The following is a 12,365-nucleotide window of genomic DNA, read 5'->3' on the forward strand; positions in this document are numbered from 1 at the left end:
GGCGGGCAGCAGCAGCGCGTGGCCATGGCCCGGGCGCTGTTGAACCGCCCCCGGCTCATCCTGGCCGACGAGCCCACGGGCCAGCTGGACAGCGCCACCAGCGCGGAGATCATGCGTCTGTTCGCCCAGGTGAACTCCACCGGCACGTCCATCGTGCTCGTGACCCACGACGAGGGCGTGGCCGCCCAGGCCGGGCGTATCATCCGCATCGCCGACGGGCGGCTGGTGTCCGATTCCGCGCCGGGCGTGGCGGCGAATCCCGCGCCCGCAGGCGCATGAGCCCGCGCCGGTCACCGCTCCCGTCCCCGTCCGAGCCCTCTGGCGGGCACATCCTGTTGCGCTTCCCCCATCCTGAACCGCCACGGCCCACGCGCCGTAAAATCCTGCCCGTGTTCCTGCCCTTTGCGGGCTGCCCGCAGCGCTGCATTTTCTGTGACCAGGCCGCGCAGACCGGCCAGACCCCGCAGCCCCTGGAAGACATCCACGCCCGCCTGGAGGCGCAATTAGCCGAGCTGCCCGCGACGGCCGACCCGCCGGAGCTGGCCTTTTACGGCGGGACCTTCACGGCCTTGCCCGCACCCTGGCCCCGGCGCTTCGTCGCGCTGGCAGGACACCACTTGGCCAGCGGGCGCCTTTCACGCATCCGCTGCTCCACGCGGCCGGACGCCGTGGACCCCGCGCAGTTGGCGGAGCTGAAGGCCCTTGGCCTGTCGCTGGTGGAATTGGGCGTGCAGAGCTTCGACGACGCGGCCCTTTTGGCCAGCCGGCGCGGCTACGGCGGCGCAACGGTGCTGGCCGCCTGCGCGGCGGTGCGCGAGGCGGGCCTCGGCCTGGGCATCCAGCTCATGCCCGGCCTGCCGGGGCACACGCCCGAGGCCTTCCGGGCGGACGTGGCCCAGGCCGCGGCCTTGCGGCCGGAGCTGGCGCGCCTGTATCCCTGCCTGGTGCTGGAGGGCACGCCCCTGGCCGCGCTGTGGCGCGCAGGCGGCTATGCGCCCTGGGAGCTGGAGGCCACGGTGGACGCCCTGGCTTTGGCCTTGCTGGAACTTTGGGCCGCTGGCGTGCCCACGGCGCGCATGGGCCTGGCGGAGCAGGAGGGGCTTGCCATCCTGGCCGGGCCCCGGCACCCGGCCCTTGGGCAGCTGGCGCGCGGCCGTGCGCTGTTGCGGCATGTGGCCGCGCAGCTTACGGCCTTGCCGGAGCCCGCGCCCTCATCGAAGATGATTCTGAACCTCCCGCGCCGCTTGCAGGGCGAGGCGCTGGGCCAGAAGAACGCCCTTGCGCCGGAATACGCGGCCCTTGGCCTGGCCCTGCGCCTGTGGGACGAGCCTGACCTGGCCCTGTGCGCGGAGTAGGGCCCCCTTGCGGGAATGCCCATGGCGCGGGGCTTTGCTCTGCGCGGGAAATCTGGTAGGCAGGTGCAGTTTTTTTGAAGGGGAAGCAATGAAAGCCAAGCAATATTTCGAAGATGCCCTGCGCGCCGCGCTCACCCGCATGGACCTGCCCTGGCCGGAGAAGACGCTCATCGAGCCCCCGCGCGAGCGCAAGTTCGGCGATTATTCCGCCAACGTGGCCATGCTGCTGGCCGGTCCGGCCAAGCAGAAGCCGCGCGACCTGGCCGAGGCCCTGGCGGCGGACCTGCGCGGCCAGTCCTCGCATTTCGAGCGCATCGAGGTGGCCGGGCCGGGCTTTTTGAACGTCACCTTCGCCCAGAGCTTCTGGCACTCCATTTTGGGCGACGTGAGCGCGGCGGGCGCGGCCTATGGCGCATCCTCCCTGGGCAAGGGCCAGAAGGTGCAGGTGGAGTACGTCTCCGCCAATCCCACCGGGCCGCTGCACATCGGCCACGGCCGGGGCGCGGCCCTGGGCGACAGCCTGGCGCGCCTCCTGCGCAAGACCGGGCACGAGGTCTCCTGCGAATACTACATCAACGACGCGGGCCGGCAGATGCGCATTCTGGGCGATTCCGTGTGGTTGCGCCTGCGCCAGCTCGCGGGGCAGGACATTCCCGATCTAGAGGATTTCTACCGGGGCGATTACATCAAGGATATCGCCGCGCGTGTGCACAGACAATATCCAGACATTCTCAACCTGCCGGAATCGCAAGCTATCGACATCTGCTTCAAGGAGGCGGTGGACGAGATCCTGGCGGGCATCAAGCAGGACTTGCGCGATTTCCGCGTGGGTCACGACGTGTGGTTCTCCGAAAAAAGCCTGGTGGACGCCGGGCGCATTGCCGAAACCTTCGCCGATCTGGCCGCGCGCGGCCTGGCCTTCGAGCAGGACGGCGCCCTGTGGTTCAAGACCACGGAGTTCGGCGACGACAAGGACCGCGTGCTCCGGAAGTCCTCGGGCGAGCTGACCTACTTCGCCTCGGACATCGCCTATCACCATGACAAGTTCAAGCGCGGCTTCGACCGCGTCATCGACATCTGGGGTGCGGACCACCACGGCTACGTGCCGCGCATGCAGGGCGCGGTGGAGGCTCTGGGCCGCAAGGGCGCGCTCACCGTCATCCTGGTGCAGCTGGTGAGCCTGTTGAAGGACGGCGAGCAGGTGGCCATGAGCACCCGCGCGGGCAAGTTCGAGACCCTGGCCGACGTTGTGTCCTATGTCGGGGCCGATGCCGCGCGCTTCCTGTTCCTTTCGCGCAAGAGCGATTCGCCCCTGGAATTCGACCTGGAGCTGGTGCGCAAGAAGAGCATGGACAACCCGGTGTACTACGTGCAGTACGCCCACGCCCGCGTGCACTCCATGCTGGCCAAGGCGCGGGACGCGGGCATCAGCCCGGCCGCGCCGGGCGCCGCCGCCTGCGCGCACCTGGACACCCCGGAGGACCTGGAGCTCTGCCGCCTGATGGAGCGCTTCCCGGACATGGTGGCCGCCGCGGCCGAGACCCTGGCCCCGCACATGGTGAGCCATTATCTCTCCGAGCTTGCCGCAGGTCTGCATAAATATTATACGCAGCACCATGTGCTTTCCGCCGGGCCGGACGTGGCTTCCGCCCGCCTGCTGCTCCTGTCCTGCGTGGCCGCCACCCTGGCCGCCGGGCTGGACCTCTTGGGCGTAAGCGCGCCGGAACGCATGGATCAGGTGAGCGAGGACGCGGCCTAGGCCGGTCCGCGCCGCCAAGAGCACCCCAAGGAGCCCCGGCAGATGAACGCGCCCATCAGGATTAAGGACCCGAACAGCTCGGGCAGACAGTATTCCTTCACCCTGGGCTTTGGCGGCATGGCCGTCCTGGTCACGGGGCTCACCCTGGCCCTGTGCCTGTTCTTCGTGCTGGGGGTGCTGGTGGGGCGCGGCCACAGGCCGGAGACCGCCGTGCCCGTGGTCGCAGGCATCATGCCCAGGGAGAGCCTGGCCAAACCCATGCCCGAGGTGCTGAAGCCCGAGGAGCTTGGCTACAGTGAGCAGCTGGGCAAGAAGCACGAGGGGCCGTCCCCGTCCCGCCCCATAGATTCCTCGGAGCACAAGGCTTCCGAGAAGAAGGACGCGAAGAAAGACGCCAAGCAGGCTGCGGAGAAGCTGGCGGACAAAAAGGCGGCTGAAAAGGCTGCCGCCAAGCCCGCCGAGAAGCCCGGCGAAAAGCCCGGCGACAAAAAAGACGCCAAGGCCGCGGCCAAGCCCACGGAACAGAAGGCCGCCGAAAAGCCAGACCCCGACACCCGCCGCTACGACTATGCCTATCAGGCCGCCACTTTCCCGGACGCCGAATCGGCCAAGGGCTACCTGAAGCGTGTGAAAAGCCTGGGCCTCAAGGGCGATATCGAGTCCGGCACGGCCGACGGCAAGAACTGGCACCGCGTGGTGGTGTTCTTTCAGGGCACGCCGACGGACACCCGCGCCCTGAAGGAAAAGCTCGCCAGCATCGGCGCGCAGAAACTCGTCATGCGCTCCAAGACCCCAGCCAACTAGTTTCCTTCCGCATACAGACGGCTTGAGGCGGCCCGGATGTTCGTCGTCCGGGCCGCCTCTGCGTAAGGAGGGAGGAATGGAGCGTGGGCGGTGGAGTGGAGGTGGGCTGTGAAATTTGTGGGCTAGGCGCTTTTGGCCAAGCTGCGGCACACATCCGGCAGGGGGGCCAGGGTTTCCTCGGCGCGCATGCAGGGCTCAGTCGCGGCGGTCTGGAGCAGTCCTTCCAGCACGCCCCGCAGGGACAACAGGTCGCGCACCACGCAAGGATCGAAGTGCGTGCCGGAGCAGCGCGCCACCTCGGCCACGGCCTCGCTCAGGCTGAGGCTCCGGCGGTAGGGGCGCTCCTCGGTCATGGCTGAGAGGGCGTCGGCCACGGCCACGATGCGCGCGCCCAGCGGGATGTCGTTGCCACTCAGGCCGTAGGGATAGCCTGTACCGTCGAAGCGCTCGTGGTGGGCCAGTACGATCTCGCACACGCCGGGCCTGCCGCAAAACACGGTCACGGGCTTCAGTATCTCCACTCCGATGACCGGGTGGCGGCGCATGATCTGCCACTCGCCGTCCGTCAGCGGTCCGGGCTTGAGCAGGATCGAATCCGGGATGCCGATCTTGCCCACATCGTGCAGGTGGGCGGCCATGTGCACCATTTCGGCCTGGCGCGGGGTCAGGCCGTGGGCCTGGGCCAGCAGGCTGGACAGGTCGGCCACCACAGTGGAGTGCTGGAACAGCCGGCGGTCGCGCGCGTCCACCGCCCGGCCAAGGCTCTCGGCCAGTTCGTGGGCGGTTTTCGTGGCGCAGGCGCCCATGCCCCCGCATTTTCCGGAGCAGCCGCACGCTTCGCTCTTGCGGGGCCTTGTGGCCGCGCGTTTCGTGCCTGTTCCTGGGTTCTGCGTGTACATGCCGGTCTCCTGCTCTGCGTTTTTGGCCATCGTGCTGCGCCTCCGGGGTTCGTCCCGTCGCGCAGCCCCTTTATGATAAAATTGAAAATGAATGTCAACATCAATATCGCTGCTTTTAGCAGCTCCAGCATGATTTTCATTTATGCCAAAGAAAAGCCCCGCCGGAAGTTTCCAGCGGGGCTTAGTGGATGGTTGCCGTTTTGGCGCTTAGGACAGTTCGGCGATCCAGCGGGCCAGGGGCACCTCGACCAGCTGCCGCAGCTCGGCCAGGCGCTCGGCGCTTTCGGCCTCGAAGCGCAGCACCAGGGCGGGCTGGGTGTTGGAGGCGCGCACCAGGGCCCAGCCGTCCGGGAACACCAGCCGCGCGCCGTCATCGCCTTCCAGGGTGTACAGTTTGGCGAATTCCTCGCGGGCCTTGTCGGCCACGGCGAACTTGCTGTGCTCCGGGCAGTCCACGCGCAGTTCGGGCGTAACAAAGGTCTGCGGCCAGTCGTCCAGCATCTGCGAGGCGGGCGCGGCCGAGCGCGAGAGTATCTCCACCAGGCGCAGGGCGGCGTAGGGCGCGTCGTCGAAGCCGTAGTAGCGGTCGGCGAAGAACATGTGGCCGCTCATCTCTCCGGCCAGGGCGGCGTTTTCCGTAAGCAGGCGGTCCTTGATAAGCGAGTGCCCGGTGGCGCTCATGATCGGGCGGCCGCCATGCCGGGCGATGTCGTTGAACAGGAGGTGCGAGCACTTCACGTCGCCGATGATCGCCGAGCCGGGCTTTTCCTCCAGCACCTGCCGGGCGAACACCGCCAGCAGCCGGTCGCCGTGGATGACCTGGGCCTTCTCGTCCACCACGCCGATGCGGTCGCCGTCGCCGTCGAGTCCGATGCCCGCCTCGGCCCCGGTCTCCAACACCTTGGCCTTGAGGGCGCCCAAGTTCTTCTCTTCCACCGGGTCCGGGTGGTGGTTGGGGAAGCGGCCGTCCGGCTCGCAGAAGAGTTCGATGACCTCGGCTCCGGCCCGGCGCAGCAGGTCGCGGGCGATGAGCCCGGCCGCGCCGTTGCCGCCGTCGAGCACCACCTTCACCGAGCGGTTCAGCCGCACCAGCGGGGCTACGGTCTCCAGGTAGGCGGGCGCTATGTCGTGCTGGGTGGCCATGCCTGCGCCCTGCGGGAATTCTCCCAGCTCCATCATGCCCGCGAGCTTTTGTATCTCGCCGGAGTGGATGGTGCTCTTGCCCGCCCAGACCTTGAAGCCGTTGTACTCTGACGGGTTGTGGCTGGCGGTGATCATCACCCCGGCCTGGTAGCCCAGGTGGCGGATGGCGAAATAGCACACCGGCGTGGGCACCATGTCGAGGAACAGCACGTCCACGCCCGTGGAACACAGGCCGTGCACAAGACGCTCCTGAAACTCCGGCGAGGTGAGGCGGCAGTCGTGACCCACCACGGCGCGGGCATGCCCGCAGGACAAGAAATAGGCGCCGCAGGCGCGGCCCAGGCGTTCCACCCAGTCGGCGTCGAAGTCGCGGCCGACGATGCCGCGGATGTCGTAAGCCCTGAATATGCGTGAGGCGGTTGTGTTCATCATCGGTTCTCGCGGGGCCGGGGTATGCCCGGCCAAGGGCCTACCCCAGATTGATATTGTCTGTGCTTTGCACGCGTTGGGGATTGTTAGCATAGCTGAAGCCGCCTGGGAAGACATGAGGCGGAAGGGGTTCCCGGTAGTGCAGTAGCAGGCAAGCACCCACGTCGAAAGAACATCGGCCCCCGCTTGTGATAGCTACCCCGTGCCGGAGAAGGGTATTGCATACTGATTCTACTTAATTTTTGTGAACGCATATTGACAGAGTAGGGACGTGATATAAGATGTATTAGTGTTGAGTGCGTGGGTAGTGCGGTACTGCAACCCCGCACTACTAATTGCGGAAGGCCTGGGGGCCGCTCTGTGACTTATATGTTTCTGCTTGACGGCAGCATTTTCGAACAACTATAGTATCGCTGTGGTGACCTTGTGTCCGATTGGGAAAATAGAGACTCTCTATCTCGCAGGTTATCGATACAGGAAGACAAATACGGAGGACTGCAGTGGCAAAGCTGAAGAAAAAATGCGACGAGCGCCTGGAACACTGGTTCGAGGAAGCCATGGAGCGCATCAAAAAGGCCACCGGCGCCCGCACGCAGGTGCAGCTGGCCGAGGTTCTGGAGGTGCGGCAGTCGAGCATCTCTGACGCCAAGCGGCGCTGCTCCGTGCCTTCGGACTGGTTCCTGAAGCTCTATCGCAGCCACGGGCTGAATCCCAACTGGCTTTCCGACGGGCAGGAGCCCGTGTACTTGAACGCCAGCCGCGGAGCCGTCGCGGCCGAGAATCTGCTGCGCGAGGCCCCGGCCAGCTATGGCCGCGCCAATGCCCGCGGCCGTGTGGTGCAGGTGTCCACCATGACCGGATCCAGCGCCGATCCTAACGTCTGGGCGCCCCAGCCGACTGAGGACCTGTCCATCCCCGAATCCTACCACCGCCCGGAGCTGGCCGTGCTGCGCGTCGATTCCGCCGCCATGGAGCCGGTCATCCTGCGCGGAGCCTTTGTGGGCGTGGACATGGCCCAGCGCCAGCACCCGGACGGAGATCTCTGCGCCGTGCACTTTCCTCACCAGGGCCTGCTCATCCGCCGCGTGTACTATCAGGACGGCCAGTTCGTCCTGCGCGCCGAGGACAAGAGCCATGCCGACCTGCACGTGCCCGCCGCCGAGATGGCCGCACGCACTCTGGGGCGTGTGGTCTGGGTCATGCAGAACCTGAACCCGCTGGCCTAGCGAAATTTGCGCATAAAGCCCCCCGTGTTTCGGCGCGGGGGGCTTTATTTTGTCCGTTTTCCGGCAGGACCTAGGGGGCGCGCCAAGAGCGCATTCGCCAAGCCCATGGTGGAGCACGGCAATTCGTGGCGGGCGCGTTTTGTGCATCATTTGCGTCAGGCAGGAACGACAGCCGTAAAACCGTCAGCCCGCCGCAAACCGCCAGGAGGACGCCATGGCGCACGCAAACCACAACCACGAAGCCTTGCTGCCCCTTGACCTGTTCCGCGTGTACGAGGTCACGGACCCCTTCCACGCGGCTCCGTACCGTCTGACCCTGCGCCTGGCGCGGGAAAAGCGCCTGCTGGAGGACATCAGCTCCGGCCGAAAGCTGCTGCGCCTGGGGCGCATGGTGCTGGAAACGCGCGAACTGGCCTTGGCCCGTGCGCAGTCCCAGGCCATGTACTTGTAAATACCGGGCCGGCACCCCTTGATTTCCCGGACCGGACAGGGGAGAATCTCCTAGGCGCATATTCGCGTCCTGGAGGCTCCATGCGTTCATTTCTGGCCGCCCTCGCCCTGGCGGCGATATGCCTCGGCGCTCCCGGCGTTCTTTCCGCCCAGACGCCCGGCGCTCCAACCCTTCCGTCGGACGCGTCCGGAGCTCCCATGGCGCCCGGTAACGGCGCTGGCGCCGTTGACGCCGACACGCCCCCGCCCTTTGTCCAGCGTCCCAAACGGTCGCCCCAGCCCGTGCGCCCGGACAACACCTACGCCACCCGGCCCGCGCCCAAAGGCTTCCGCGATCTGCCCTGGGGCGCAAGCCTGGACCAGGCCAAGGCCGCCCTCGGCTTGGTTCCGGTCACCAGCCCCAAGCCCCTGCCCGGCACCTTTCAGCGCCCGGACGAGCTTTTGAAGCTCGGCCAGGCCGATGTGCGCACCGTGGCCTACTATTTCCCCAAGGGACAGTTCATGGGCGCGGGCATCATGTTCGAGGGCGAGGCCAACTTCTTCCTCATCAAGGACCATCTCATCGAGCTGTACGGCCCCGGCCGCCAAGTGGGCGACCGCTACGGCTGGACCTGGGACAGCGTGAACATCGACCTGCGTTTGAAGAACGGCCTGGGCGAGCTGCGCTACACCTACGAGCCCCCCGCGAAAAAGTAGGAGCCCGCCGGCCACATGCGCCTGGCATTGGCGCAAGGGAGACTCGCCATGCCGCAGGATGACAGCAGTCCCACGTCTGCCGTGCCGCAAGGACGCGGCGCGAGCCTTGTGTATCTGGCCACCGTTGCGGTGTTGGCCGCGGCTCTGGCGGCCGAATTCCTGGCCGCCTATTCCCTGCTGCGCGACCACCCGGACCATGGGCCGGCCCTGGCCTCCGAGATGTACGGCGCCCTGGCCGTGGGGCTCGCCGCCCTGGGCATCCAGGCCGCGGTGGTCTACTCCGCCTTTGTGAGGCCTTACCGCGAGGCCGTCATCCGTGTGGAGCACCTGGCCCACGCCCTGGACCAGCACAGCCACCGCGACGCTCTCACCGGCGCGCTCAACCGCACGGCCTTCGACCAGCTCATCGTGCGCGAGCTGGACGCCCTGCGGCGCTATGGGCTGAGCGTGTGCGGCATCATGCTCGACGCCGAAGGCTTTCGCCAGGTGAACGAGACCAAGGGCTACGAGACCGGCGACCTGGTGCTGCACGAACTGGCCCAGCTGCTGCGGCAGCATGTGCGCCGGGCGGATTTCCTGTTCCGCTGGCGCAGCGGCCGCTTCCTCATTCTTGCTTCCGGCATTGGGGAGCAGCAGGCCGCGAGCTTTGCCGAGAAGCTGGCGGCTCTGGTGGCCGCGCACGCCTTCCGGCAGGAGGTGCGCCTGACGGCCAGCGTGGGCGTGGCCCAGGCCCACCCGGACGACTCGCCGGAACAGTTTGTGGGCCGGCTCAAGAGCGCTCTGGCCCTGGCCCAGGAAAAGGGGCCGGGAGCGGTGGAGGGAGCCGGAGGATGAGCTCCGCGTTCATCGCAGGGCCCCCTGTACAATTCCTTGACTTGACCCGACCGCTTATGTAACACACAATCTCTTTTTGCGCCGGGCCGCACCGGACCGCGAAAGCGGAACCGGCGGCGCGGATTGATTTTGCCTGGAGAAAACCACGTGTTCGACAGCCTCACCGACCGACTCTCAGAAGCCTTCCGCAATCTGCGCGGCCAGGCCCGCCTGGATGAAAAAAACATCCAGGACGGTCTGCGCGAAGTGCGCATGGCCCTGCTGGAAGCCGACGTCAACTTCAAGGTTGTCAAGGACTTCGTTGACCGCGTGAAGGAGCGGGCCCTGGGCGCGGATGTGCTCAAGAGCCTCACCCCCGGCCAGCAGGTGGTCAAAATCGTCCACGACGAGCTGGTCGAGCTGCTTGGCGGCTCCCAGACCGGCCTGGACCTGAAGCGCAAGCCCGTGACCATCATGATGGTCGGCCTGCAGGGCTCGGGCAAGACCACCACGGCCAGCAAGCTGGCCAATCTGCTGCGCTCCAAACACAAGCTGAAGCCCTACCTGGTCCCGGCGGACGTGTACCGCCCGGCGGCCATCGAGCAGCTGCACGTTTTGGCCAAGCAGCTTGGCGTGCCCGCCTATCCCAGCACCACGGACATGAACCCCGTGGACATCTGCGCCGACGCCCTGAAAAAGGCCGCCGAGGCCGGATGCGACGCCATCCTTTTCGACACCGCGGGCCGCCTGCACGTGGACGAGCCGCTCATGCAGGAGCTCTCGGCCATCAAGGAGCGCTGCAAGCCCGTCGAAATCCTCTTCGTGGCCGACGCCATGACCGGCCAGGACGCCGTCACCGTGGCCGAGGCCTTTGACAAGCGCCTGGGCGTCACCGGCGTGGTGCTGACCAAGATGGACGGCGATGCGCGCGGCGGCGCGGCCCTGTCCATCAAGAGCGTCACGGGCAAGCCGCTGAAGTTCGTCGGCGTGGGTGAAAAGCTTTCCGACCTGGAGCCCTTCCACCCGGACCGCGCGGCCCAGCGCATCCTGGGCATGGGCGACGTGATGACGCTCATCGAGAAGGCCCAGGACACCATGGAGGCGGCCGAGGCCGAGAAGCTGGCCGCCAAGATGCAGCAGGCCAAGTTCGACCTCGAGGACTTCCTGACCCAGATGCGCCGCATGCGCAAGATCGGCTCGCTGGAAAGCATCCTGAAGCTCATCCCCGGCATGGGCGGCATGATGAAGAAGCTGGGTGACATGCAGGTGCCGGAGAAGGAGATCGACAAGGCCGAGGCCATCATCAACTCCATGACCAAGAAGGAGCGCCGCGAGCCCGCGATCATCAATCCCAGCCGACGCGAGCGCATCGCCAAGGGCTGCGGCAAGACCGTGGGCGAGGTCAACGCGCTCATCAAGAATTTTGAGCAGATGAACAAGATGATGCAGCAGATGCTGGGCGGCGGCGGCAAAGCCCCGCAAATGCCGAAGATGCCCAAGATCCCCGGCATGCCCGCAGGCTACACCATGCCCGGCACCAAGCCCCAGGGCAAGCTTTCGCCTTCCATGATGCAGAACTCCATGGCCCAGGGCATGCCCGACATGGGGGCGCTCGGTGGCATGGGCGGCTTCCCGGAGATGCCGCAGATGCAGGGCGAGGGCAAGAAACAACTTTCCAAGAAGACTTTGGCCGAACGCAAGAAGAAGAAGCTGAACAAGAAGCAGCGCAACAAGCGCTGACGGAGCACGGCGCGTGGCGCGCCGGAACCGGCTGGCGCCCCGTGCGCTTGCCATTTGGACTGAAACCGAATAACAACTCAATTCAGGGGGAAAGACAACATGGCTCTTACTATCCGACTGACCCGCATGGGCTCCAAGAAGCGTCCGTTCTACCGTCTGGTCGTGCTCGAGCGCGCCAGCCGCCGCGACGGCCGTCCGCTGGAGTTCCTTGGTCACTACAATCCCATGACCGATCCCGCCGAGGTCGTCATCGACACCGTCAACTACGACAAGTGGATCAAGCTCGGCGCCACGCCCAGCGACACCGTCCGTTCGCTCGTGGGCAAGAAGAGCGCCTAAGCCCGCTTCTATGGCCTGTTTCGCGGCAGGGGTTCACGGCACGTCTCCCGCGCATTTAATTCCCATGGGGGTTTCGCCATGCTCAGAGACATGATCGAGTACATCGCCAAGTCGCTTGTGGACAGCCCGGACGAGGTGAAGGTCACGGAGATCGAGGGCGAGCAGACCGCTGTGCTGGAACTCAAGGTCGCCAAAGAGGACCTGGGCAAGGTCATCGGCAAGCAGGGCCGCACGGCACGGGCCATGCGCACCTTGCTTGGCGCGGCCTCGGCCAAGGCCAAGCGGCGCGCAGTGCTCGAGATCATCGAATAGCGCCATGCCGGGCATAGCGGGTACCGACCGGCGCGGACTGGTCGCCGTGGCCCGCGTGGCCAAGGCGCACGGCATCCGTGGGGAGTTGTGCATGGACATCCATGCCGACTCCCCGCTGCTTTTCGCGCCCGGCAGTACGCTCTTTCTCGCACCCGCTGCCGTTCCTGGCCAGAGGGGCGGAGGCGGGCGTCCGCGCCCCTACGTGGTGAAGAGCGCCCGCGACCACAACGGCAGGCTCATCCTGGTTCTGGAGGGCGTGGCCGACCGCAACGCGGCCGAGGCCCTGCGCGGGGCCGAGGTGCTCATCGCCGAGGCCGACCTGCCGCCCCCGGACGAGGGCGAGGAGTACCTGCACCGCCTGCTGGGCTCGCAGGTGTTCCTGGCCGACGAGACCCCGGTG

General features: G+C 66.6%; 14 protein-coding genes. 12 read left to right on the top strand and 2 right to left on the bottom strand.

Annotated elements, in window-relative coordinates; all coding sequences use genetic code 11:
- The 4 genes from VN419_RS14160 to VN419_RS14175 all read left to right on the top strand — a co-directional run.
- Positions 1–279, top strand: a 279-nt coding sequence (locus VN419_RS14160) for an ATP-binding cassette domain-containing protein (protein WP_325647867.1), incomplete at its 5' end; no start/stop codon positions are given.
- On the top strand, positions 276–1,355 hold the full coding sequence (locus VN419_RS14165; protein WP_325647868.1) for an elongator complex protein 3: 1,080 nt from the start codon (positions 276–278) through the stop codon (positions 1,353–1,355). The genes VN419_RS14160 and VN419_RS14165, both read left to right, overlap by 4 nt.
- Positions 1,356–1,443: 88 nt before the next feature.
- Positions 1,444–3,114, top strand: a complete 1,671-nt coding sequence (gene argS, locus VN419_RS14170; protein WP_325647869.1) for an arginine--tRNA ligase — start codon at positions 1,444–1,446, stop codon at positions 3,112–3,114.
- A 42-nt stretch (positions 3,115–3,156) separates the two neighbouring features.
- Entirely contained in the window at positions 3,157–3,918 is a 762-nt protein-coding gene (locus tag VN419_RS14175; protein WP_325647870.1) for an SPOR domain-containing protein, read from the top strand.
- Positions 3,919–4,040: 122 nt separating this feature from the next.
- Here the strand turns inward: VN419_RS14175 and VN419_RS14180 are convergent, their stop codons facing one another.
- Both VN419_RS14180 and VN419_RS14185 read right to left on the bottom strand, forming a co-directional pair.
- Positions 4,041–4,847 carry an HD-GYP domain-containing protein gene (locus VN419_RS14180; protein ID WP_325647871.1) on the bottom strand — a complete coding sequence of 269 codons (807 nt, stop codon included), beginning with the start codon at positions 4,845–4,847 and terminating at the stop codon, positions 4,041–4,043.
- Between the two features lie 177 nt (positions 4,848–5,024).
- The gene (locus VN419_RS14185; RefSeq protein WP_325647879.1) at positions 5,025–6,389 is read right to left on the bottom strand and encodes a phosphomannomutase/phosphoglucomutase; all 1,365 of its coding nucleotides are present in this window, start codon (positions 6,387–6,389) and stop codon (positions 5,025–5,027) included.
- A gap of 500 nt (positions 6,390–6,889) precedes the next feature.
- Here VN419_RS14185 and VN419_RS14190 point away from each other — a divergent pair, with 500 nt between their 5' ends.
- The 8 genes from VN419_RS14190 to VN419_RS14225 all read left to right on the top strand — a co-directional run.
- On the top strand, positions 6,890–7,615 hold the full coding sequence (locus tag VN419_RS14190) for a LexA family transcriptional regulator (RefSeq protein WP_325647872.1): 726 nt from the start codon (positions 6,890–6,892) through the stop codon (positions 7,613–7,615).
- Positions 7,616–7,829: 214 nt separating this feature from the next.
- A complete protein-coding gene (locus tag VN419_RS14195; RefSeq protein WP_325647873.1) occupies positions 7,830–8,066 on the top strand; it encodes a hypothetical protein in 237 nt (78 codons plus the stop codon).
- 197 nt (positions 8,067–8,263) lie between these two features.
- Positions 8,264–8,761 carry a hypothetical protein gene (locus tag VN419_RS14200; RefSeq protein WP_325647874.1) on the top strand — a complete coding sequence of 166 codons (498 nt, stop codon included), beginning with the start codon at positions 8,264–8,266 and terminating at the stop codon, positions 8,759–8,761.
- Positions 8,762–8,809: 48 nt separating this feature from the next.
- Positions 8,810–9,595 (top strand): GGDEF domain-containing protein, encoded by a 786-nt coding sequence (locus VN419_RS14205; RefSeq protein ID WP_325647875.1) that lies wholly within the window; start codon positions 8,810–8,812, stop codon positions 9,593–9,595.
- A gap of 147 nt (positions 9,596–9,742) precedes the next feature.
- Positions 9,743–11,314 carry a signal recognition particle protein gene (ffh, locus tag VN419_RS14210; RefSeq protein WP_325647876.1) on the top strand — a complete coding sequence of 524 codons (1,572 nt, stop codon included), beginning with the start codon at positions 9,743–9,745 and terminating at the stop codon, positions 11,312–11,314.
- A gap of 99 nt (positions 11,315–11,413) precedes the next feature.
- Complete coding sequence (rpsP, locus tag VN419_RS14215) at positions 11,414–11,653, top strand: 30S ribosomal protein S16 (RefSeq protein ID WP_325647877.1); 240 nt, start codon at positions 11,414–11,416, stop codon at positions 11,651–11,653.
- Positions 11,654–11,731: 78 nt separating this feature from the next.
- Entirely contained in the window at positions 11,732–11,965 is a 234-nt protein-coding gene (locus tag VN419_RS14220) for a KH domain-containing protein (RefSeq protein ID WP_325647878.1), read from the top strand.
- A gap of 4 nt (positions 11,966–11,969) precedes the next feature.
- On the top strand, positions 11,970–12,365 hold a 396-nt coding region (locus tag VN419_RS14225; RefSeq protein ID WP_414652940.1), incomplete at its 3' end, for a ribosome maturation factor RimM.

It is taken from the genome of Humidesulfovibrio sp. (genome assembly GCF_035560995.1).
Lineage (GTDB): Bacteria > Desulfobacterota > Desulfovibrionia > Desulfovibrionales > Desulfovibrionaceae > Humidesulfovibrio.